This is a genomic window from Pseudochrobactrum sp. XF203, assembly GCF_020341615.1.
Lineage (GTDB): Bacteria > Pseudomonadota > Alphaproteobacteria > Rhizobiales > Rhizobiaceae > Pseudochrobactrum > Pseudochrobactrum saccharolyticum.
In genome coordinates this window covers 2,338,229-2,359,723 of record NZ_CP084392.1, presented here as the reverse complement: position 1 = coordinate 2,359,723, position 21,495 = coordinate 2,338,229, and the positions used below count along the sequence as shown (strand labels likewise).

Sequence of the window (21,495 nt, the reverse complement as noted above, 5' to 3'; positions counted from 1 at the left end):
CAAACATGCGCAAACAATTGCTGCACATGTTTAAATCCCTGTCCGGAACCGCAATTCTGATGATTGCTTTATCCGGTATGTATCTTGCCGGAACAGCAGGATACGGTGGTTTGGCGAAACGGCTGTTTGATTTTTATAGCCTTCCGCACGGATATGACCCTTATTGTAGCGTCAAAAACCTTGTCGAATTGTTTATATGAAAAATTGTCCTTTCAATGGCTTAATGAAAAAGCATTAAAGCTGTTTTTGTCCTGTTATTTGGTAATCATTAAGCCTATTGGCGCATAATCGCGGCACAAGGATGCCATGGCGTCCTGTTATCAGTTTATGTTCCGGTGATTCGTTTTGCGATGTGCCAGATTTTGCCCGCAAGGCTGAGCCGGAACTTTGATCGAAGCCTGCCGGCAGGCAGATATGAAATTTGGAGATGCAATCAATGTCCTTGCCTGTTGTTCTTTCTGCGGTTGATCTCGGCGCATTGCTGTGCAGCCGCATTTGCCATGACATTATTTCACCGGTCGGTGCGATTAATAATGGTCTGGAATTGCTGGAAGAGGGCGGTGCGGATGAAGATGCAATGGCGCTGATCGCTGCCAGTGCACGTAATGCTTCTGCCCGTCTGCAATTTGCCCGTATCGCTTTCGGTGCTGCCGGTTCTGCCGGAGTGCAGATCGATACCGGTGATGCGCAAAATGTTGCCACCGCTTATATGGCGAATGAAAAGCCTGAATTTACCTGGACCGGCAACCGCGCTTTCCTGCCTAAAAATCAGGTGAAGCTGCTGTTGAACCTGATCCTGATCGGTATTTCTTCCATTCCGCGCGGCGGCAATCTGGATGTGGTGCTGGAAGATGCGGAAACCGATCCGAAAATCAGCATTAAAACACGCGGCCGTATGCTGCGCGTCCCGCCGAAGTTTAAGGAATTGCACGACGGTATCATTCCGGAGGAGGCAATTGATGCGCATTCCGTGCAGCCTTACTACACGCTGTTGCTGGCACAGGAAGCCGGTATGGAAATCATTATTGATGTGAGCGAAGAAGAAATCGTCTTCCGAGCGCAGAAAGCAGAGGTTGAACCGGCTTTTCAGGGTGATGTTCCTGAAGCCGATGACGGCACACTCGCCGCAGACGCCGGTACACTGGCTGACGATTAATCAGCTCTGACTCTCAGTTGAATTTGAAAGCCGCGCAGTTTTGAATTGCGCGGCTTTTTAGTATTGCTGACGAAGGGCAATAAAAAACCCCGCAGAAGCGGGGCTTTTTGAAACCGGAATTGCATAAGAGCTTATGCGATTTCGCGGTGATCCATGCTGTCCTGATCGCGCAGCACATAGCCACGACCCCAGACAGTTTCAATATAGTTCTGGCTGCCGGAAACAGCATCGAGCTTTTTGCGCAATTTGCAGATGAAAACGTCGATGATTTTCAGTTCCGGTTCGTCCATGCCACCATAGAGGTGGTTGAGGAACATTTCCTTGGTGAGGGTTGTGCCCTTACGCAGGGAGAGCAGCTCCAGCATCTGATATTCTTTGCCGGTGAGGTGAACGCGCTGGCCGCCGACTTCAACAGTCTTGGCATCCAGATTAACGATCAGATCACCGGTGGTGATAACAGACTGTGCATGGCCTTTCGAGCGACGAACGATTGCATGAATACGGGCAATCAGCTCATCTTTATGGAAAGGTTTGGTCATATAGTCGTCAGCGCCGAAACCGAGGCCGCGAACCTTATCTTCAATGCCAGCCATACCGGACAGGATGAGGATAGGTGTCTTTACCTTGGACAGGCGCAATGTGCGCAGCACTTCATAACCTGACATATCCGGCAAGTTCAGATCGAGCAGAATGATATCATAGTCATAGAGCTTACCCAGATCGATGCCTTCTTCGCCCAGATCTGTCGTATAAACATTGAAGCTCTCTGACTTGAGCATCAACTCGATGCTTTGTGCGATTGCACTATCGTCTTCAATCAAAAGAACGCGCATCTTCAGAATCCTTTTTTCCGCCGCTTAACCTGATCCAGCAGTTAATTGCCTAACAGCACTCGCTTTGAACCAAGTCTGCCACCGAATGGTTAACAAAATATGATTCTCATTGGCAATAGTAAATATGAGTCTTATAGAATTTTCAGTTAACTTATTGAATTTGCAGGATAATCACTCGAAAAATTTCTTAACAAATTAGTTTAAGAAATCGTTATAAGTGACTCATTGGATTCAAAGTTTTAATGTTGCTGAAAAAGCACAGTTAATTTACCTAGCCTTAAGTCCTAACGGCTATGATTAACGCTGTACGTAAAGGAATGGTTACCAAAAGCCCGAAATCTTAATTTTTTGTTTCGAAATTAAGTGATTTCTTTGCGTAGAGGGTGGTCGCAGGCAGCAAGTGTTGAAAAATTGCCTGGGAACTTGGTGTTCAAGGAGTAATGCGTATGAAGCCACGTGAGAGTCTTGTCCGGCTGAAACTGTTTCAGGTTAAAGAAAAGCGCCGGCAAATTGGTCAGCTGGACCTGATGATGGGCGAGTTTGAGCGGATGGCCGGTGAGCTTGATGCGCAAATCCAGTCAGAAGAGCGTAAAGCAGGGATTACGGATACCACGCATTTTGCTTATCCGACCTTTGCCAAAGCTGCCCGTCAGCGCCGCGACAATCTTTTTGATTCGATCCGCGATCTGATGTCTCAGAAAGAAGCCGCCGAAGCCGAACTTCTGGAAGCCGAAGCCGATCTCTCCCGCGCCGAAGCCCTCGAAACCCGTGACGGCAAGCTCAAAGAGATTGAAGAGGCTCCGGTCTACGATCGTCGCGTCATGATCGGATAAAGATTTAGGCTCTAATGGCCTGCAAATGGCAATTTTCTCCGCTTCCGATGCTCACGTACTGTAAGTACGCTCCGCTTCGGGGCTCGAAAATCACCATTTTCGTCTCATCATAACCAAAATCTGACCGGTTCTGCTTCGCCGGGCATGATGAAAACCGCAGCCTCTGCGTTCTGATCAACAGGTCTCAGTTTTACAAATGCATAATTCCTTAAACCACACGGTCTAAGGAATTATGCATTTTTTTGTTTTTGGATTTGGGGATTGTTGGTGAGGTTTGTTTAAGCCCCTGAAAACAAAGAAAGCCGGAGAGCAAAACTCTCCGGCTTGATCTGTAGAATGCGCCGCGTACGGCATATCCTTATTTTGTTTTCATCAGCCCTTTAAAGAGGAGAGATGAAATTAGTGTCTGTATTGTTGAATGCGTGTTGTCCGCAAACCGGCGAGACCATGCTCGTCGATGGACAACTGCCAAGACAGAAACTCTTCGACTGTCAGCGTATAACGCTGACAGGCTTCCTCAAGACTGAGGAGGCCGCCGCGAACTGCGGCAACAACTTCAGCCTTGCGGCGGATAACCCAGCGCCGTGTATTCGACGGCGGAAGATCAGCAACGGTGAGCGGACTTCCGTCCGGACCGATGACGTACTTTACTCGTGGTCTTACCAGATCGGTCATTGTACTCTCTACACAACACTCAAGGACCTAATCACGCTTCACGATAGCGTCACAGCTTTAAAAAAGAGCTAAGCACTCGGTAAGGCTCTGGTAATAAATAATAATTTTCATTAAAGATTATGTAGAAAGAGCTTGAAAACGTCATATTTAAGCCGTTTTGAGGCTTTTTTACTCGTTTTCAGCTCAAAATATTTTATTAAAAAATCTCCTTTGCCCTGCGGCATCTTGGCAAGGCGGGTCACAATGGCCTATATAAGGGGAGAATTTGAAGCAAGATATCGGGTTTTGACCCCGGATATGGACCTAATCATGAAACTGAACAGCCTCGATTTGCCGGGAAAGCCGGAAGATACGCGCATTGTTGTTGCAATGTCAGGGGGCGTTGATTCTTCGGTTGTTGCCGGTATTCTCAAGCGTGAAGGCTATGATGTTGTTGGTGTAACCCTTCAGCTCTATGATCATGGCGCTGCCGTGCACCGTGCCGGTTCCTGCTGCGCAGGACAGGACATTGAAGATGCGCGCCGCGTTTCCGAAAGCCTTGGTATTCCGCATTATGTACTGGATTATGAAGCGCGCTTCCGTGAAGCGGTTATCAATCCTTTTGCCAACAGCTATGTGAGCGGTGAAACGCCGATCCCGTGCGTTGCCTGTAACCAGACTGTAAAATTTGCTGATCTGCTGGCCACAGCGCGCGATCTGGGTGCGGCAGCGCTTGCGACAGGTCACTATATCCGCAGCGGTGCAAACGGTGCTCACAGAGCTCTATTCCGCCCAGTTGATGCGGATCGTGACCAGAGCTACTTCCTTTTCGCCACCACGCAGGAGCAGATCGATTATCTGCGCTTCCCGCTTGGTAATCTGCCAAAAGCGCAGGTTCGTGAAATGGCTGAGGAAATGGGGCTGACTGTTGCCAAGAAGCAGGACAGTCAGGACATTTGCTTTGTCCCGCAGGGCAAGTATTCCGATATTATTTCGCGCCTGAAGCCGGAAGCGGCGACACGCGGCCATATCGTGCATATTGACGGTCGTGTTCTGGGCGATCATGACGGTATTGTTCATTATACGGTTGGCCAGCGCCGCGGTATTGGTATTGCGACCGGTGAACCGCTTTATGTTGTGCATCTCGATGCTGCCCATGCGCGCGTTATTGTCGGCCCGCGTGAAGCGCTTGAAACACATAAAGTATTCCTGCGTGATATGAACTGGCTCGGTGACGGTCCGCTTGCTGATCTGCCAGCGGAAGGTATGGAAGTCTTTGCCAAGGTGCGTTCAACGCGTCCGCCAAAGCCTGCTGTTTTGCATCATGCGGACGGTCAAACCTGGGTTGAGCTGATTGATGGTGAGAGCGGTATCGCTCCGGGACAGGCCTGTGTACTCTATTCCGACGACAGCAATACGGCGCGCGTATTCGGCGGTGGTTTTATTGCCCGTTCCGAACGTGCTCCGGAAGCCGAAAAAATGCTTCGTGAACTAACCGGCAATGGCGCAGGAGCGACATCAGGCTCAGTGTCCGCAGCCTGAGCTGCATATGAGTGTTGAAGACTATGATCCGGAGTAAACAGATGAATGATACATTTGTTTACTCCGGATTATTTATGTACTAAACTTGTCTTCAGAATATATATGCTTGCAAAGCCGTGTTTTGGATATATTCATCGCTCCTGTGATTGCGATAACCTGTCAGATAAGCATTTTATCTTGATCTGATATAACCGGCATCAAAAAACTCCTGAAATACACGGCACTTGAGTAACAGCCAGAAGCTGAAGCCAATATTTTCAGAATTGATACGGTTCATCAATAAAATTGAGTTTAGATTCTCACTCTGAAAAGAGTGTTGAAATTCATATATTTGATGATTTATTGAACTGATAATTTAGAATTTAATAATGCTATTTCAGGTTGTATGTATCCAGTATTCTGTTCAGTCAATTGATGCTGAGATTTTGCGGCATTGCCCGCGTTGCAGTGAAATGATTTGTTTGTTTCCGGTGGTGTGAAACGAGCGGCTTCAGTTTGAAATCAGGCAGTTTAATCAAAATTTGTGCGGCTCAGGCAGGATAATGCGATGCCGGAGGCTGTCGCTACATTCAGGCTGTCAAACCGGCGGGACATAGGAATGCGGGCGCTTTGCAGGGAGGTAAGCAGATGCTGCGGCAGTCCTTCGCCTTCAGTGCCCAGCAAGAGCGCGGTTCGCCCATTTACAGGCAGATCATAGAGTGATTGCGGGCTTTGCGGTGATAGTGCAATGAGGTTGATGCCCGCTTCGGCGACGGTTTTTACAATATCGTCAATCTTGCCGTTATGGGCATAGGGAACTTGTAATGTTGCGCCGACCGAAACACGGATTGCTTTACGGTAAAGCGGGTCGCAGCATGTTTCATCCAGCATTACACAACTGGCTTCAAAGGCGGCGGCATTGCGGAAAATTGATCCGATATTGTCATGGTTGGATATGCCGCAAAGGATCAGGATAAGGGCATTATCCGGCAAATTCTCTATGAGATTCTGGATGTTATGAAGGTTTTTTCTTTTCCCGACAGCAAGAATGCCACGATGGACATTGAAGCCCGCAATCTGATCCATATCGGATGGCGAAACTGCATAAACAGGGACGTGATCAGGAACCAGAGGCAAAATATCCTGAAGGCCGGCCAGTTTGTTTTCGGTGATAAGAAGAGATTCAGCTTCAAACTGCGATGAATTCAGCAGAACGCGTAAGACGACCTTGCCTTCTGCAATGAAGCGGGACTCGCGCCCTGTAAGGTCTTTTTCTTTAATGTTGAGATAAGCGCCGAGGCGCTTATCTGCTAAGTCATTAATAAATATGACGGAATTATTTTTAGTCTGATTATGCATCAGTTTAGTTTAAGCAAACGCTTCCCGTCTTTTCTCGCTGCGTGCCAGATACAGACTGCCTAATGTTGAAAGCACCAGCTCAATATGCGGAGATGAAACAACATAGTAGATTGTCTGGGCATCCCGTCTTGTGGAAACAAGATTGAGTGCGCGCAGTTTTGCAAGGTGCTGTGATAATGCAGACTGGCTGAGGTCGATTGCTTTTGCAAGACTCCCCACAGACATTTCATTATGCAACAGCTTGCAAAGGATCAGCAGCCTTTTATTGTTGGCGAGAGCCGACAGGAAGTCGGCAGCCTGATCCGCGTTATCGACAAGATTTGCGTAGATATTATCATGTTTCATGTGCAGTCCTACCCCCGTATGACAGCAATTTTGATAGTGCGCTTATAAGAAAGAAATCAGCGCACTATTACAACTACCAATAGAATTGATATTTGCAAGAATTATTTTAAAACGTACAGAATAATTACTCTTTTAGGGAGTGATAAATCGATTTCAAAATTATTTGTTTATTTTACATTTAGCGATTGCTAAAATATTGAAAATGTCATTTTAAACTAAAATATTAATAATAAATATTGGTCGCTTTTGTAAAAAAATAATCGTTGAATTTCAAAATTTATGAGCAGGCTTTTGAATAAGTACACATTTTTGTGATCTTGTTAATTTAGAGTATTGATAGAGAAAAAATCTAAGTCAAATACAGGCAGATAAGACGAAGCTCAATCAGATTGTGCTTCGCCGTATCATTCAAAAAATATTATATAAGTCGCAAATGTCGCAGGCTGGACAGCGGGAAATCGTCGATATTTATTGCGGCAGTACAATATCTTCGGTTTTTAGATGGAAAGCTTTTCCGAAACCACCGTTGAGACCGGCACTTTCCACATTGAGGCGGAAAATAACAAAATCGCCGAGATCAATATAAAGTTTAACTTTAGGGCGTTTTTCGAGGAACAGATCCCGCAGGCGCTGATATCCCTCCTGACCACGCATGAATTTTTCTGCTGAACAGGCAAGGGTAATGCGCGGATGAACCAGCGGGTCACCTTTATCGGCCGGTTCGCCAAGCAGTAGCGAACAGACAGGATTGGCATCCAAGGCCGGTGTATGGGTGGCAAGGCCCGATGCCAGAAGCAGGGGGGTGTTATCCGTATCAGTGGTGATTGCAACGCGTGTTACACTCGGACGGCCGGTTGCCGGATCAAGCACTGCGAGTGAGCCGTAAGTAGCATTTGAAATCAGCTGAACAGCGAGTACACGTGCTTCCTCTGTTGTCTGCTGGATGACGTCTTTCTTTTCACTCATAATCCTGCCTCATTTTCCGTGTCTTGTCCTGATCTATCAATAGCTTGCGTAACGTCCGGTACTGTTCCGATTCTGACAGGAACAGGCGCAAACAGGCTGATTACTAGCAGCTAATCACAAAAAAATCCTGCGTGCTTTGTGAAATTGAAACGGTTGAAAAGCCGAAATTATCATTAAAAATCAAATATATATTTTTTATGTCTAATTATGGAGCGGAATTATTTTTTCTGCGCCGTTGACCAAGACGTAAATTCAACTTGCCTTTTTGCCGCGCAAAATGCTTCTTTACGCCTCAGACTGCGACGTGAGGCGTTGCAGCTTGTTATCGGGTGGAGGCCTATAATGAAATTTCATACTAAACTTCTTGCTGCGACTGCGCTGACCGCTGCCATGATGGCGGGTTTTTCCGGCGCTGCATCCGCAAAGACGCTGGTATATTGCTCGCCGGCATCGCCGGAGGGATTTGATCCGGCACCTTACACTGGTGGTGATACTTTTGATGCGTCTGCGCATCCGGTTTATAACCGTCTGGTTGAGTTTGAGAACGGCACAACTGTTGTTGAGCCAGGTCTCGCTGAAAAATGGGAAGTGTCCGAAGATGGTCTGGAATATACATTCCATCTGCGTAAGGGCGTAAAATTCCAGACAACGGATTATTTTACACCAACCCGTGATTTCAATGCTGATGACGTTCTGTTCTCATTCGACCGTCAGCGCAACAAAGACAATCCTTGGCACCAGTATACTGCCGGTATTTCCTACGAATATTTCGACAGTATGGAAATGGGCACTCTGATCAAGGATATCGTCAAGGTTGACGATAATACTGTTAAATTCGTGCTGACACGTCCTGAAGCACCATTCCTCGCCAATATTGCGATGCCTTTCGTATCCATTATGTCGAAAGAATATGCGGACAAGCTGGACGCAGATGGTAAAAGAGAAAACCTTAACCAGTTCCCAGTGGGTACCGGTGCGTTTACTTTTGTAGCCTATCAGAAAGATGCGGTTATCCGCTTCAAAGCGAACCCTGATTACTGGGGTGAAAAGCAGAAAATCGACGATCTGGTTTTCGCAATCACAACCGATGCTGCAGTTCGTGCGCAGAAGCTGAAAGCCGGCGAATGCCATCTGATGTCTTATCCGGCTCCGGCAGATATCAAAGGCCTGCAGGCTGACAGCAATCTGAAGGTTGATGAACAGGCCGGTCTGAATATTGCATATTTTGCATATAATACGCTTGTTGCACCTTTCGATAAGCCGGAAGTACGTAAGGCACTCAATCAGGCTGTGAACAAGCAGGCGATCATTGACGCTGTGTTCCAGGGTTCCGGTCAGGTTGCCAAAAACCCGATCCCGCCGACAATGTGGGGTTACAATAACGCGATTGAAGACGACAAATATGATCCTGAAGCCTCGAAAAAGGCTCTGGAAGCTGCCGGCGTTAAAGATCTGAAGATGAAGCTTTGGGCTATGCCTGTAAGCCGTCCTTATATGCCGAATGCACGTCGTACAGCTGAGCTGATGCAGGCCGATCTGGCCAAAGTGGGTGTAACAGCTGAAATCGTTTCGATGGAATGGGGTGAATATCTCAAGAAGTCGGGCGAAAAGGATCGTGACGGTGCGGTTATCCTCGGCTGGACCGGTGATAATGGTGATCCGGATAACTTCCTCGGCGTTCTGCTCGGCTGTTCCGGTGTTGGCAGCAACAACCGTGCACAATGGTGCTACCAGCCATTTGAAGATCTGATCCAGAAGGCGAAAGTGACTTCCGATCAGGCAGAGCGCGTTAAGCTTTACGAGCAGGCACAGGTAATTTTCAAGGAGCAGGCTCCTTGGAACACACTGGCACATTCCACAGTTTATGTGCCGATGTCTGCCAAAGTTACGGGCTTTAAGATGAGCCCGCTCGGTGATTACCGTTTCGACGGTGTTGATATTTCCGAGTAATTCTTAAAAGGAGAATGACCGGGCGCTGGATGAAATATTTCAGCGCCCGGTCTTGCTATATTCATGATACGATTCATTTTAAGCAAAATTGCCTATCTGATACCGACATTTTTCGGCATCACTATTCTTGCTTTCGGCTTCGTACGCGTTTTGCCGGGTGATCCGGTCCTGCTGATGGCAGGTGAGCGCGGCGTATCGCCGGAGCGACATGCGGAGCTGATGAAGCAGTTCGGTTTTGACAAGCCGATGTGGCAGCAATATCTGGATTATATCTGGAATTTGCTACACGGCGATTTCGGCATGTCCATGGTTACCAAAAAACCGGTTATTACCGAGTTTTTCACGCTTTTTCCGGCGACAGTCGAACTGGCGCTGTGTGCTATTGTGCTTGCGGTTCTGATCGGTATTCCTGCCGGTGTTTTCGCGGCGGTTAAGCGCGGTTCGTGGTTTGATCAGACATCGATGGGCGTAGCACTGGTCGGCTATTCCATGCCGATTTTCTGGTGGGGCCTGCTGCTTATCATTCTGTTTTCGGGTATTTTACAGTGGACACCGGTTTCCGGCCGTATTTCACTGATGTATTTTTTCCCGCCGGTTACCGGTTTTATGCTGATTGACAGTCTGCTGTCGGGACAGAAGGGGGCTTTTACCTCTGCGCTTTCGCATCTGATCCTGCCGACAGTCGTATTGGCAACAATTCCGATGGCGGTGATTGCACGTCAGACCCGCTCGGCTATGCTTGAAGTCTTGGGTGAGGATTATGTCCGCACAGCGCGTGCAAAAGGCCTTGGCCAGCGTCGTGTTATCGGGCTGCATGCTCTGCGCAATGCGCTTATTCCGGTTATTACCACAATCGGTTTGCAGGTCGGCGTTTTGCTTGGCGGTGCTATTCTGACTGAAACTATTTTCTCCTGGCCGGGGATCGGCAAATGGATGATCGACAGTATTTTCCGTCGTGACTATCCATCTGTTCAGGGCGGTTTGCTTCTGATCGCCATCCTTGTGATGGTCGTTAATCTGGCTGTTGATTTGCTTTACGGCTTAATCAACCCGCGCATCCGGCATAAGTGAGGCTTCCAATGAGTAATTCTACTGTACCAATGGAAAAGTCAGTTGATGTGTCTTTGCGACGCCAGCTTGCCGATTTCTGGTATTATTTCAGCGTGAACCGCGGTGCGGTTCTCGGCCTGATCGTTTTCGTAGCGCTGGTTCTGGTGGCTGTTTTTGCACCTTTGCTGGCTCCCCATGATGCGACACAGCAATATCGTGACGCATTGCTGACCCCTCCGGTCTGGCAAGAGGGCGGTAAAGCTGCATTTCTGCTCGGTACAGATGCGGTTGGCCGCGATGTTCTGTCCCGTCTGATTTACGGCTCGCAATATTCGCTGTTTATCGGTCTTGTGGTTGTTGTTCTGTCGCTGGTTTCCGGTGTGACCGTTGGTCTGATCGCCGGTTTCTTTGGCGGCGTAGTTGATACAATCATCATGCGCGTGATGGACATCATCCTGTCCTTCCCGTCGCTTATTCTGGCGCTGGTTCTTGTGGCAATTCTCGGACCTGGTCTGATGAATGCGATGATCGCTATCGCGCTTGTTTTGCAGCCGCATTTTGCGCGTCTGACCCGTGCGGCCGTGATGGCGGAAAAGAACCGTGAATATGTGATTGCTGCCCGCTTAGCCGGTGCCAGCCGTCTGCGTCTGATGTTCAAGACCATTCTGCCGAATTGCATGGCACCGCTGATCGTGCAGGGCACTTTGTCCTTCTCCAATGCGATCCTTGATGCTGCTGCTCTGGGCTTTCTTGGCATGGGTGCACAGCCACCGACACCGGAATGGGGTACAATGCTTGCTGAAGCACGTGAATTTATCACCCGTGCATGGTGGGTTGTTACATTCCCGGGTCTTGCTATCCTGATTACGGTTCTCGCGATCAATCTGGTTGGCGACGGTCTGCGCGATGCGCTTGATCCAAAATTGAAGAGGAGCTGATAATGGCTCTTTTAGAAATCAAAAATCTGACAGTTGCCTTTGATACGTCAACAGGTGCTTTCAAAGCCGTAGACGGCATCGATATTTCTGTCGATGCCGGTGAGGTTCTGGCTATCGTTGGTGAATCCGGTTCGGGTAAATCCGTTGGTATGCTGGCGGTGATGGGATTGTTGCCGAAGACTGCAACAGTCACTGCGGACAAGATGCTGTTTGACGGCCGTGATCTGCTCAATATGAGCGATAAAGAACGCCGCGCGATTATCGGCCGTGAAATCTCCATGATTTTTCAGGAACCGATTGCCAGCCTCAACCCGTGCTTTACCGTTGGTTTCCAGCTTGAGGAAGTTCTGCGCTTCCACCTGAATATGGGTAAAGCACAGCGCCGTAGCCGTGCGATCGAGCTTCTGGAACTGGTGGGCATCCGTGATGCCTCTGAGCGTCTGGGCAGCTATCCGCATCAGATGTCCGGTGGTCAGTGCCAGCGCGTGATGATTGCCATTGCGATTGCCTGTAATCCGAAATTGCTGATCGCGGATGAACCGACAACTGCGCTTGATGTGACCATTCAGAAACAGATCCTTGATCTCTTGATGCGTTTGCAGGAAGAGCACGGTATGGGCCTGATTATGATTACACATGATATGGGTGTTGTGGCAGAAACCGCAGACCGCGTTATCGTGCAGTATAAAGGTCATAAGATGGAAGATGCGGATGTGCTCTCATTGTTTGAGAATCCGCAGAACCCTTATACAAAAGCACTGCTTTCAGCCCTGCCGGAAAATGCAACCGGTGACCGTCTGCCAACGGTTTCGGATTTTGTCTTGCAGAATGCCGCATCGTCAGGAGCTGCCCAATGAGTGAGATCGTTCTTGAAGCCCGTAATATCGTGCGGGATTATCACACTGGCGGCGGTTTGTTTTCCAAGGCGAAAACTGTGCATGCGGTGAAAAATGTCAGCTTCTCGGTCGAGAAGGGTAAGACACTGGCTATTGTCGGTGAAAGCGGTTGCGGCAAGTCAACACTTGCCCGCATCCTGACTTTGATTGACCCGCAGACATCCGGTGAATTGCTGATTGACGGTCATCCGGTGAATATTGCCACCGATGGTCTGACCCGCGAAATGCGCCAGCGTGTGCAGATCGTGTTTCAGAACCCGTATGGCTCGCTCAATCCGCGTCAGAAAATCGGTGATGTGCTGGCGGAACCTCTGCTGCTGAATACCAATATGACAGCGGAAGAGCGTCAGGAAAAAGCGATGCAGATGCTGCTCAAGGTCGGTCTTGGCCGCGAGCACTTCAATCGCTATCCGCATATGTTCTCCGGCGGTCAGCGTCAGCGTATTGCGATTGCCCGTGCATTAATGCTCAGCCCGCGCCTTCTGGTGCTGGATGAGCCGGTCTCGGCACTCGATCTCTCGGTGCAGGCGCAGGTGCTTAATCTTCTTGCGGATCTGCAGGAAGAGTTTGAACTGACCTATGTTTTCATCAGCCATGATTTGTCTGTGGTACGCTATATCGCCGATGAGGTGATGGTGATGTATTATGGTGAGGTTGTTGAATATGGCACACGTGACGAGGTGTTTAATCATCCGCGTCATGACTATACGAAGAAGCTGTTCGGGGCCACTCCGCGTTCGGATATCGAAAGTATTCGTCAGCGTGTGACTGAACGTGCGAAAAAACGTTCAGCAGCCTAAAATACGATTACAGTGATAACAAAAACGCCGCGCTGATCTTATCAGCGCGGCGTTTTTGTTTGCAGGTTTTAAATTATCTTCGGTGGCGGGTGAGGCTGCGCACCACATCATCAGCCGAGATTTTGCCGACAATCGCACCATTATGCACAACTCCGACATCGCCATTATTGCGCACCATCGCCTGCATAATATCCTGAATTGCGGTTTCCGGTTTTGCTGTTGCTGCAAAAGGGCGGGGCGGCGCACTGCGGTCAAGCGGGGACATGATATCAGCGGCGAGCAGCACACCCAGAGGGTTCATATTGGCCACAAAATCCGCCACATAATCATTGGCCGGATTAAGCAAAATATCCTGTCCGCTGCCGCATTGAATAATACGGCCGCCTTCCATGATAGCAATGCGGTTACCGAGTTTCATTGCCTCATCCAGATCATGGCTGACAAAGACAATGGTTTTTTTCAGATGATCCTGCAAATGCAGTAACTCATCCTGCAAGCGCGCGCGGATCAACGGATCGAGCGCGGAGAATGGCTCATCCATCAGCAGGATCGGTGCGCCGGTAGCAAAGGCACGGGCAAGGCCGACACGCTGCTGCATGCCGCCGGATAATTCACCGACCTTGCGCTTTGCCCAATCCTGCAATCCGACCAGTTCCAGCTGGTTCTGTACCGCTTCTTTGCGTGCCTGTTTGCCTAGGCCTGCAATTTCAAGACCGAAACCGACATTGTCTTCAACCGTGCGCCATGGCAGCAGGCCGAATTGCTGAAACACCATGGAAACCACATGAGTGCGCAGTGCGCGCAATTGTGCAGTACCGGCTGCTGTCACATTGATTTCGTCACCCTGATTATAGACGGTGACGCAACCGCGGCTGATCGGGTTGAGGCGGTTAATCGCGCGCAAAAGCGTGGATTTTCCGGAGCCGGACAATCCCATCAGGACGAGCAGCTCACCCTCGCGGATATCGAGCGAGCAATTATGCACGCCGAGAATATGGCCGGTTTCTGCCTGAATTTCTGAGCGGGTAAAGCCCTGATCGGCAAGATCCAGTGCCTTGTCCGTTTTATTGCCGAAAACAATACTGATATTCTGAAGACTGATAGAGGCCATGATTATTTTTCCCTGCCCGGACGGAAAATGCGGTCGAGGATGATGGCGACAACCACAATCACTAGTCCCGCTTCAAAACCGAGCGCGGTATTGACCGAGTTAAGAGCACGCACAACCGGCACGCCAAGACCATTCGCACCGACAAGCGCTGCAATCACCACCATAGACAAAGACAGCATGATGGTCTGGGTGAGACCAGCCAGAATTTGTGGCATGGCATAGGGCAGTTCAATCTTCCAGAGCAACTGGCGGCGCGAAGCGCCGAAAGCCTCTCCGGCTTCTCTTAAATGTTCCGGCGTTGAGGAAATACCGAGATGGGTGAGGCGGACAGGCGCGGGCAGCACAAAAATGGCTGTTGCCAGCAGACCCGGCACCATACCAATGCCAAAAAACACAATCGCCGGAATGAGATAAACAAAGGTCGGCAATGTCTGCATCAGATCAAGGATCGGGCGCACCACCGCATAAAGCTTTGGCCGGTGTGCCGTTGCGATGCCTAATGGTACGCCAAGCGCCATACAGATGAAACAGGCCGACAGAACCAGCGTCAGGGTTTCCAGCGTCTGATCCCAATAGCCCTGATTGAGGATGAATAAAAATCCGATAATCGTCAGAATGACAGTCGAGATTTTTCTTTGCAGCCCCCATGCGATCGCGGCAAAAATGGCAATCAGAATAAAGGGATGCGGAAATTTGAGTGCGGCCAGTAAGCCGTCAATCAATGTCTGCATAATGGCGGCAATACCATCAAACAGCCAGCTCAGATTTTCAGTTAACCAGGTGACAACATTCTTCGCTGTACGCCCGACGGGAATTTTTTGTGATGTCAGCCAGTCCAAAAGTCAGGTCCCCGTTTTCCTGTCAGTCTATTTTTCAATCGGGTTTGGTTTGTGAAAACCATGAATAGTCGTACGGTAAATCTGCTGCCGGTGTGATACCGGCAGCAGATTGACTGTGTGCGGTCAGAGACCGAAAGTTTGTTTGACAGCTGCAAGGCCGTCTTTGCCGTCCAAACTGGTAACGTCTTTCAGCCATGCATTCAGCGCATCCGGATTGGCTTTGATCCATGCCGTTGCCGCTTTGGCCGGATCTTCACCATCATCCAGAATTTTACCCATGATCTGGTTTTCCATCTCAAGGGTGAATTCAAGATTGGTCAGGAACTTTCCGACATTCGGGCATTGTTCTGTATAGCCGTTCCAGACATTGGTCTCGACCTTCGCGCCACCGAGATTAGGGCCGAAAAAGTCGTCGCCGCCTTCCAGATAACGCATTTCAAAGCGGGAATTCATCGGATGCGGTTCCCAGCCGAGGAACACGACCGGTTTCTTGGCTTTAATATCTTTGGCAACCTGCGCCAGCATACCCTGTTCGGAAGACTCCGCCAGTTCAAAGCCCTTCAGATCAAAAGCGCCTTTGGAAATCATGTCGAGGATCAGGCGATTGCCGTCATTGCCCGGCTCAATACCGTAAATTTTATTGCCGAGCTGGTCTTTGAATTTGGCAATATCGGCAAAGCTTTTCAGACCTTCATCATAGGCGAAAGCAGGCACTGCCAATGTGTATTTCGCGCCGGTCAGATTGGTGCGCAGGGTGATGACGGTCTTGTCATCAAGATATGGCTGGAGATCAGCGGCCATGGACGGGTTCCAGAAACCGAGGAAAACGTCGATATCTTTTTTGCTCAAGGACGCATAGGTCACCGGCACAGACAGGATTTTGATATCTGTTTTATAGCCAAGACCTTTGAGAATTTCTGTAGCAACCGCTGTGGTCGAGGTAATATCTGTCCAGCCGACATCTGAAAAGCGGATTGTGGAACAGGCTTCAGGTTCTGCCGCCCATGCACCGCCTGCGCTGCCCGCCATAAGAGCGGCACAGGTAAGCGCCAGCACGGATTTGCGGCTTTTGGCTAAGGACAGGTTGGCAGGGTACAGATGTTTCACTGGCAGAAAACGCATGAATATCTCCATTGACCGGATTATATTTATTTATAGCAGAGCATTTCCGCTTCCCCGAAACTGCTCTGTTGTTTGTTTTTATGCAGTTTGAACAGAAAACCGCAGCACTGTTTTGCGCGACATGTCCCGGCCCCAAATCTAAACAAGCATCAAAGTCCGGAGTCTTCAAGCAGTTTTGTGATCCTAGAATCCGCAAACACGACAATTAACGTCGGAATGAGGCAGGCTAAAAATAATATGCAGTAATTTCAAGGCTAAAGCTGAAAATTAAATTCAGACTCACCGGTTGAACCTGCGCTGTTGCGGTTTATATCAAAGTCGTAATGACATTGTTTCTCTGTAAGGCGCCTGTGCCGGACATACTGGTGCCGCTTGTGCCGGTTTCAGGTAAAGCGTGCTGAGCGGCTTGTGCCGGATTGAATGATTGCTGTTTAAAAAATCCGGCGCTGTTGCGTATTTCTTTGAAACTATGCAAGGGTTTACAGGAAAAATACCTTTCGGGCTGCGTTCTGTTCAGGATGCGGGGCAAGAGCTGACACAAAGGACAAGATCGTGACGGTCATCGGAAATATCTTTGCTTTTATAGGGCGCATGATTGCAGCGCTGTTGCGGCTGATCGCTGTGCCTTTCGGCGCTTTGTGGCGCGTTTATCAGAGCCTCAGCGTCTTGTGGAAAACCCTTATCGCCGTAGCCGTTATCGGCTGGGCGGGACTGTATGGCTATTTCGTAGTGCAGACACAGGTCTGGACGAATTTTGATCCGGATTATCCGGCAAAATATGCCTATCAAAGTGCTGTCACACCCGGTGAAATTGTCGAGCCGTCAAAAGCGCTTACATCACCGGCAGCCCCATCACCATCATCGGCAGAAAGCATATCGCCTGCCGACCCGACGGCACTGCCTGCGGAAAATGCCACGGGGAATAATGATAGCACGACCAATAATGCAGCGCCTTCGACTGAGCCAGTAGCACCGCAGCCTGCGCCGCAAATGGCCTTATCGCAGCCGGCAGGGGCGCGGGTTTGTGCACCATCGGCTCTGGCCGAAGTGACTGCTGAACTGACCGATTTCAATGTGAACCAGAATGCATGGGTCTCTTCCATGCTGTTCTATAAAACAGGTTTCTTCGGGTTGGACTGGGATCGGACACCGTTTCTGGATAATAAAGCCTCGTTCCAGCGCGGAGTGCATTCGGCAGTGCGCCGCACAACGATTGAACTGGTGGATTCTCTCGGCCGTCTGCGCGGCACCTCGCAGATTGATAATGATCTGCAAAAGGCGCGCGGAAACATGCAGTTCCGTGAAGATACATGGTATTTCGGCTTAAGCCCGTTTGGCCCGAAAACGCCGACACCGAGCTATTATCGTTCCGCCATTAAAGAGCTGCGTGCTTTCAATGCGCGTCTTGAAAAATGCGAGGCAACTTTCGATGCCCGTGCGGACAATCTGATCCAGTATGTAGATCGTATTGCCAGCGATCTCGGCTCGACATCTGCCATTCTGAAAGACCGCTCTGATAATTATCATGCAGGCTGGTTTGATACCCGTGCCGATGACCGGTTCTGGTTCGCCTATGGTCAGCTCTACGCTTATTACGGTCTGATCCGCGCAACGCATTCCGACTTTAAAGCCGTTTTGGCTGAGAAACATCTCGATGGTTTGTGGGATACAATGGAGCAGCAATTGCGCTCGGCACTGGATATGCAGCCAACCATCGTTTCCAATGGTCGTCAGGATGCATGGTTCACGCCGTCCCACCTGACGACGATGGGTTTCCATATTCTGCGCGTACGCTCCAATCTGGTGGATATCCGTCAGGTTTTGGAACGCTGATTATCAGAGCAGATATGTTTTAAATCACTCTGCCGCGTGTTAAAGCGCGGCAGAGTTTTTTTACGTGAGATAAAATTATGGAATTACCGGCGGCATTGAGACAGGCTGTGGATGCGCAGTTGCAGGGTGTGGCGCTGGCGGATCTGCAGCGGGCTTCCGGCATCCTCAGCCGTCGTTACCGTGCCGAGACACGCGATGGCAAATGGCATCTATCCGACGAACTGGCAGCACATGCCTATCTGGCCGCGCGTTTGCCTGCGACTTTTGCCGCTGTGACCTCTGCTTTGCAACATGCGGCCGATATCATCCCAGACTTTGCCCCGCGCAGTCATCTGGATATTGGTGCAGGACCGGGAACCGCATTATGGGCGGCGTCTGCTGTCTGGCCGGAGATTGAAACATCGCTACTTCTGGAAGGTAGCAATGCAATCCGTGCTGTGGGCGAGAAGCTTTCCGCTCATGCACCGGTGGCCGATGTGCAATGGCGTGCCGCCGATGTGACAACGGGGCTGAAAGATGCCAAAGCTGCAGAGCTTGTGACACTGGCCTATGTGCTGGATGAACTGAATGAGCCTGCACGGCAAAAGCTGATTGCGCAATTATGGAACCTGACGGAAGGTATGTTTGTGATTGTGGAACCGGGAACACCTGCGGGCTGGCAGCGCATTCTCGATGCCAGAACACAATTGCAGGCTCTGGGTGCGCATATCGCAGCACCTTGCACCCATAGTCAGGCTTGCGCTGTGCAGATACCGGACTGGTGTCATTTCTCCCGCCGTGTGGCGCGTTCCAAAATCCACCGTCTGACCAAAGAGGCTGATGTGCCTTGGGAGGATGAGAAATTCAGCTATCTGGCGATCAGCCGTCAGCCGGTATCCCTTTCAGGTCAGCGGGTGCTGATGCAGCCGAAAACCGGTGGCGGGAAAGTTATTGCTAAACTATGCAGCACTGACGGACAGGTTGCAGAACATCTGATTACCAAACGGGACAAAGCCCTGTTTACGCAGGCTCGCCGTGCCGACTGGGGTGATCTGATCGGTGCGGAATAGAAAATCGCATTATAAAAAAAGCCCGCTTTTCAGCGGGCTTTTCTAATGATTCATATCAGAAGCGGTAGGTGATACCGGTACCGATCAGCCATGGGTCAAGTTTGGCTTTACCGCTCATCTGAGCGCCGCCAACGGTTACATCAAAATCAGGACGCAGATAGAGTTTCTTCACGTCGAAGTTGAAGCCCCAATGATCGTCGATCATATAGTCGAAACCAACCTGTAATGCGCCGCCGAAAGTGTTTTTAACTTTCAGATAATCAGCATCATGAGATTTCTGGTTGTAGAAGATGCTGTAATTCACACCGGCACCGACATATGGCTTGAACGCACCGAAATCAGTGAAGTGATATTGCAGGGTCAGAGTTGGTGGCAACAGCCAGACTTTACCGACATCCAGACCATCGATCGCGCCTTTACCGTCAACATTGGCATAGGTCGTACCGAGGATCAGTTCAGCTGCAATATTATTGGTGAAGTAGTAGGAAATATCGAGTTCCGGCACCACTGTGTTGGAATATTTCAGGCCGGAACCCGGAACTTCATTCACATGGCCTTTGTTTTCTGTGATGACGCCAAGCGCACGCACACGAACCTGCCACGGGCTGAGCGCCACGGCAAGCGGTTCCGATACCTGCGGTTCAACCGGTGCGATAACCGCATCTGCGGCCAGTGCAGGCTGCATAGCGATTGCGGTGAGAGCAGTTGCAGCAAGAAGAGCACATGTATGACGATTTGCCGGGAGGATAGCCATGTCTGTTTTCCTTAAAGTCTGAGAATGAAGGCAAACTGACAGCGGGCAGGCGGCTTTCCATTGATTGAAATCAATTGCAGATAATAAAACACCGCATAGCGGGATGTTCGCTATGCGGTGTGATAAAACTGTCACTTAATATGCGAGCTTAGCTGAAACGGGCACGGTCATGCGGTGCATTATAATCAAGCTGCGGGCCGAGGGGGACAACACCGGTCGGATTGATTGTTTTATGGCTCATATAATAATGGTTTTTGATATGTGTGAAATTCACAGTACCGGCAACACCCGGCACCTGATAAAGCTCACGCACATAGTTTGAGATATTCGGATAGTCGGCAATCCGTGCTTTGTTACATTTGAAGTGACCGACATAGACCGGATCAAAACGGATCAGTGTGGTGAACAGGCGCCAGTCCGCTTCAGTCAGACGGGAGCCGGTGAGATAGCGTTGTTTGCCGAGAATGGTCTCGATCCTGTCCAAAGCATCAAACACATTGCTATAGGCTTCTTCATAGGCCTCCTGAGAGGTGGCAAAGCCTGCACGGTAAACGCCGTTATTGATGTTCGGATAGACGAACTCATTCATTGCATCAATTTCTGCGCGGAGATCTTCCGGATAGAAATCAAGCGACGCGTCACCGAATTCATTGAAAGCAGTGTTGAGCATACGGATAATTTCAGCGGATTCATTGGAGACAATGGTCTGCTGCTGTTTGTCCCAGAGAACCGGAACAGTCACGCGGCCGGAATAGTTCGGGTCGGCACGGGTATAGATTTCATAGAGGCGTTTGGCACCATAGAGATGATCCGGCGTTGCGCCGTCTTTGCCGGTCAGCGTCCAGCCTTCTTCCGCCATCAGATAATCAACAACTGAGACGCTGATGACATTTTCCAGTTTCTTCAGCGCGCGGAAAATCAGTGTGCGATGCGCCCACGGACAGGCCAGCGATACATAGAGGTGATAGCGTCCGGCTTCAGCTTTGAAACCACCGGTGCCGCTGGGGCCTGCGCTGCCATCTGCTGTGATCCAGTTGCGGAATTGCGAAGCGGAGCGGACAAAGCGGCCGTCTGTGGCTTTCGTATCATACCATTGGTCGTGCCATTTGCCGTCAACTAAGAGACCCATAAGAATATTCCTTATATTGGCCGCGTTAATCCGGATAACTCAACGGCAGCGGCAGAGAATTCTGATCCTTAATGTAATACATAATGCGGGAAAGTCTCGCCTGATCTGGCTGTTTTTACGAAACACGCTGTCCTGAAAACAGGACGATGTTTTGTTTTTCAGCACGGCTCTTTACGATCAAAAAAAATGATGTTAAGCAAACACACCGCATCAGTTTGCGGCTATTCACCTTTCAGGAGAACGGAATTGACAGGTCTGCAGTTCATCCGACGATGAAATTGTAAACGGTGCGCGGCACCGGTGGATACCTGTTTGCGTTTTTATGCCCCATAGCGGCGACAAATCACGCGATAATTC

The 21,495-nt window shown here is 49.7% G+C and carries 19 protein-coding genes and 1 pseudogene; 10 read left to right on the top strand and 10 right to left on the bottom strand.

Features of this window, described 5'->3' with window-relative positions; all coding sequences use genetic code 11:
- Positions 1-436 precede the first annotated feature (436 nt).
- A pseudogene (gene chpT / locus LDL70_RS10770) lies at positions 437-1,063 on the top strand (histidine phosphotransferase ChpT); the annotation flags it as partial.
- Between the two features lie 224 nt (positions 1,064-1,287).
- Here chpT and ctrA read toward each other — a convergent pair.
- Positions 1,288-1,989 carry a response regulator transcription factor CtrA gene (gene ctrA, locus LDL70_RS10765; protein WP_022709454.1) on the bottom strand — a complete coding sequence of 234 codons (702 nt, stop codon included), beginning with the start codon at positions 1,987-1,989 and terminating at the stop codon, positions 1,288-1,290.
- A gap of 446 nt (positions 1,990-2,435) precedes the next feature.
- Between ctrA and LDL70_RS10760 the strand changes: the two genes are divergently transcribed.
- Entirely contained in the window at positions 2,436-2,822 is a 387-nt protein-coding gene (locus tag LDL70_RS10760) for a hypothetical protein (protein ID WP_022709453.1), read from the top strand.
- A gap of 399 nt (positions 2,823-3,221) precedes the next feature.
- Here LDL70_RS10760 and LDL70_RS10755 read toward each other — a convergent pair whose 3' ends face one another.
- Positions 3,222-3,497 carry a DUF1153 domain-containing protein gene (locus tag LDL70_RS10755; protein ID WP_075655983.1) on the bottom strand — a complete coding sequence of 92 codons (276 nt, stop codon included), beginning with the start codon at positions 3,495-3,497 and terminating at the stop codon, positions 3,222-3,224.
- Positions 3,498-3,806: 309 nt separating this feature from the next.
- Between LDL70_RS10755 and mnmA the strand changes: the two genes are divergently transcribed.
- Positions 3,807-5,018: a tRNA 2-thiouridine(34) synthase MnmA gene (gene mnmA, locus LDL70_RS10750; RefSeq protein ID WP_175576091.1), complete on the top strand. Its 1,212-nt coding sequence runs from the start codon at positions 3,807-3,809 to the stop codon at positions 5,016-5,018.
- Positions 5,019-5,528: 510 nt separating this feature from the next.
- Here the strand turns inward: mnmA and LDL70_RS10745 are convergent.
- From LDL70_RS10745 to LDL70_RS10735, 3 genes are all read right to left on the bottom strand, one after another.
- Positions 5,529-6,356 (bottom strand): RNA methyltransferase, encoded by an 828-nt coding sequence (locus LDL70_RS10745; RefSeq protein ID WP_225685023.1) that lies wholly within the window; start codon positions 6,354-6,356, stop codon positions 5,529-5,531.
- 9 nt (positions 6,357-6,365) lie between these two features.
- Entirely contained in the window at positions 6,366-6,701 is a 336-nt protein-coding gene (locus tag LDL70_RS10740; protein WP_022710093.1) for a helix-turn-helix transcriptional regulator, read from the bottom strand.
- A gap of 468 nt (positions 6,702-7,169) precedes the next feature.
- Positions 7,170-7,667, bottom strand: a complete 498-nt coding sequence (locus LDL70_RS10735) for a HugZ family protein (protein ID WP_075655987.1) — start codon at positions 7,665-7,667, stop codon at positions 7,170-7,172.
- Positions 7,668-8,009: 342 nt separating this feature from the next.
- On the opposite strand from LDL70_RS10735, the gene LDL70_RS10730 reads away from it, so the two are divergent.
- From LDL70_RS10730 to LDL70_RS10710, 5 genes are all read left to right on the top strand, one after another.
- Positions 8,010-9,617 (top strand): ABC transporter substrate-binding protein, encoded by a 1,608-nt coding sequence (locus LDL70_RS10730; protein WP_075655989.1) that lies wholly within the window; start codon positions 8,010-8,012, stop codon positions 9,615-9,617.
- A gap of 63 nt (positions 9,618-9,680) precedes the next feature.
- Positions 9,681-10,688, top strand: a complete 1,008-nt coding sequence (locus tag LDL70_RS10725; protein WP_022710096.1) for an ABC transporter permease subunit — start codon at positions 9,681-9,683, stop codon at positions 10,686-10,688.
- 8 nt (positions 10,689-10,696) lie between these two features.
- Positions 10,697-11,605 carry an ABC transporter permease subunit gene (locus LDL70_RS10720; RefSeq protein ID WP_028233427.1) on the top strand — a complete coding sequence of 303 codons (909 nt, stop codon included), beginning with the start codon at positions 10,697-10,699 and terminating at the stop codon, positions 11,603-11,605.
- Between the two features lie 2 nt (positions 11,606-11,607).
- Positions 11,608-12,462, top strand: coding sequence for an ABC transporter ATP-binding protein (locus LDL70_RS10715; protein ID WP_022710098.1), 855 nt, complete (start codon positions 11,608-11,610; stop codon positions 12,460-12,462).
- Positions 12,459-13,301 carry a dipeptide ABC transporter ATP-binding protein gene (locus LDL70_RS10710; protein WP_022710099.1) on the top strand — a complete coding sequence of 281 codons (843 nt, stop codon included), beginning with the start codon at positions 12,459-12,461 and terminating at the stop codon, positions 13,299-13,301. The genes LDL70_RS10715 and LDL70_RS10710 overlap by 4 nt, the downstream gene beginning before the upstream one ends.
- Positions 13,302-13,374: 73 nt before the next feature.
- Here the strand turns inward: LDL70_RS10710 and choV are convergent, their stop codons facing one another.
- The 3 genes from choV to LDL70_RS10695 form a co-directional block, all read right to left on the bottom strand.
- On the bottom strand, positions 13,375-14,412 hold the full coding sequence (gene choV / locus LDL70_RS10705; RefSeq protein ID WP_116087842.1) for a choline ABC transporter ATP-binding protein: 1,038 nt from the start codon (positions 14,410-14,412) through the stop codon (positions 13,375-13,377).
- A 2-nt stretch (positions 14,413-14,414) separates the two neighbouring features.
- A complete protein-coding gene (gene choW / locus LDL70_RS10700; RefSeq protein ID WP_022710101.1) occupies positions 14,415-15,251 on the bottom strand; it encodes a choline ABC transporter permease subunit in 837 nt (278 codons plus the stop codon).
- A 123-nt stretch (positions 15,252-15,374) separates the two neighbouring features.
- Positions 15,375-16,280 (bottom strand): choline ABC transporter substrate-binding protein, encoded by a 906-nt coding sequence (locus LDL70_RS10695; protein ID WP_225688506.1) that lies wholly within the window; start codon positions 16,278-16,280, stop codon positions 15,375-15,377.
- Positions 16,281-16,964: 684 nt separating this feature from the next.
- On the opposite strand from LDL70_RS10695, the gene LDL70_RS10690 reads away from it, so the two are divergent.
- Positions 16,965-18,206, top strand: coding sequence for a DUF2333 family protein (locus LDL70_RS10690; protein WP_225688504.1), 1,242 nt, complete (start codon positions 16,965-16,967; stop codon positions 18,204-18,206).
- Between the two features lie 77 nt (positions 18,207-18,283).
- The gene (locus LDL70_RS10685; protein WP_221720494.1) at positions 18,284-19,255 is read left to right on the top strand and encodes a small ribosomal subunit Rsm22 family protein; all 972 of its coding nucleotides are present in this window, start codon (positions 18,284-18,286) and stop codon (positions 19,253-19,255) included.
- A 55-nt stretch (positions 19,256-19,310) separates the two neighbouring features.
- Here LDL70_RS10685 and LDL70_RS10680 read toward each other — a convergent pair whose 3' ends face one another.
- Together LDL70_RS10680 and LDL70_RS10675 are read right to left on the bottom strand one after the other, a co-directional pair.
- Positions 19,311-20,009, bottom strand: a complete 699-nt coding sequence (locus LDL70_RS10680) for an OmpW family protein (protein WP_151159792.1) — start codon at positions 20,007-20,009, stop codon at positions 19,311-19,313.
- 148 nt (positions 20,010-20,157) lie between these two features.
- Positions 20,158-21,138: a glutathione S-transferase family protein gene (locus LDL70_RS10675; protein ID WP_225685022.1), complete on the bottom strand. Its 981-nt coding sequence runs from the start codon at positions 21,136-21,138 to the stop codon at positions 20,158-20,160.
- Positions 21,139-21,495: the final 357 nt, after the last annotated feature.

What these genes read in the sequence shown, in the direction of transcription:
- choV (WP_116087842.1), bottom strand. Translation starts at nt 14,412, where the DNA reads ATGGCCTCTATCAGTCTTCAGAATATCAGTATTGTTTTCGGCAATAAA.
- ctrA (WP_022709454.1), bottom strand. Translation starts at nt 1,989, where the DNA reads ATGCGCGTTCTTTTGATTGAAGACGATAGTGCAATCGCACAAAGCATC.
- LDL70_RS10755 (WP_075655983.1), bottom strand. Translation starts at nt 3,497, where the DNA reads ATGACCGATCTGGTAAGACCACGAGTAAAGTACGTCATCGGTCCGGAC.
- LDL70_RS10720 (WP_028233427.1), top strand. Translation starts at nt 10,697, where the DNA reads ATGAGTAATTCTACTGTACCAATGGAAAAGTCAGTTGATGTGTCTTTG.
- LDL70_RS10710 (WP_022710099.1), top strand. Translation starts at nt 12,459, where the DNA reads ATGAGTGAGATCGTTCTTGAAGCCCGTAATATCGTGCGGGATTATCAC.
- LDL70_RS10695 (WP_225688506.1), bottom strand. Translation starts at nt 16,280, where the DNA reads ATGGCGGGCAGCGCAGGCGGTGCATGGGCGGCAGAACCTGAAGCCTGT.
- LDL70_RS10685 (WP_221720494.1), top strand. Translation starts at nt 18,284, where the DNA reads ATGGAATTACCGGCGGCATTGAGACAGGCTGTGGATGCGCAGTTGCAG.
- LDL70_RS10690 (WP_225688504.1), top strand. Translation starts at nt 16,965, where the DNA reads ATGATTGCAGCGCTGTTGCGGCTGATCGCTGTGCCTTTCGGCGCTTTG.
- LDL70_RS10730 (WP_075655989.1), top strand. Translation starts at nt 8,010, where the DNA reads ATGAAATTTCATACTAAACTTCTTGCTGCGACTGCGCTGACCGCTGCC.
- LDL70_RS10715 (WP_022710098.1), top strand. Translation starts at nt 11,608, where the DNA reads ATGGCTCTTTTAGAAATCAAAAATCTGACAGTTGCCTTTGATACGTCA.
- LDL70_RS10675 (WP_225685022.1), bottom strand. Translation starts at nt 21,138, where the DNA reads ATGGGTCTCTTAGTTGACGGCAAATGGCACGACCAATGGTATGATACG.
- LDL70_RS10680 (WP_151159792.1), bottom strand. Translation starts at nt 20,009, where the DNA reads ATGGCTATCCTCCCGGCAAATCGTCATACATGTGCTCTTCTTGCTGCA.
- LDL70_RS10745 (WP_225685023.1), bottom strand. Translation starts at nt 6,356, where the DNA reads ATGCATAATCAGACTAAAAATAATTCCGTCATATTTATTAATGACTTA.
- LDL70_RS10740 (WP_022710093.1), bottom strand. Translation starts at nt 6,701, where the DNA reads ATGAAACATGATAATATCTACGCAAATCTTGTCGATAACGCGGATCAG.
- mnmA (WP_175576091.1), top strand. Translation starts at nt 3,807, where the DNA reads ATGAAACTGAACAGCCTCGATTTGCCGGGAAAGCCGGAAGATACGCGC.
- LDL70_RS10725 (WP_022710096.1), top strand. Translation starts at nt 9,681, where the DNA reads ATGATACGATTCATTTTAAGCAAAATTGCCTATCTGATACCGACATTT.
- LDL70_RS10735 (WP_075655987.1), bottom strand. Translation starts at nt 7,667, where the DNA reads ATGAGTGAAAAGAAAGACGTCATCCAGCAGACAACAGAGGAAGCACGT.
- LDL70_RS10760 (WP_022709453.1), top strand. Translation starts at nt 2,436, where the DNA reads ATGAAGCCACGTGAGAGTCTTGTCCGGCTGAAACTGTTTCAGGTTAAA.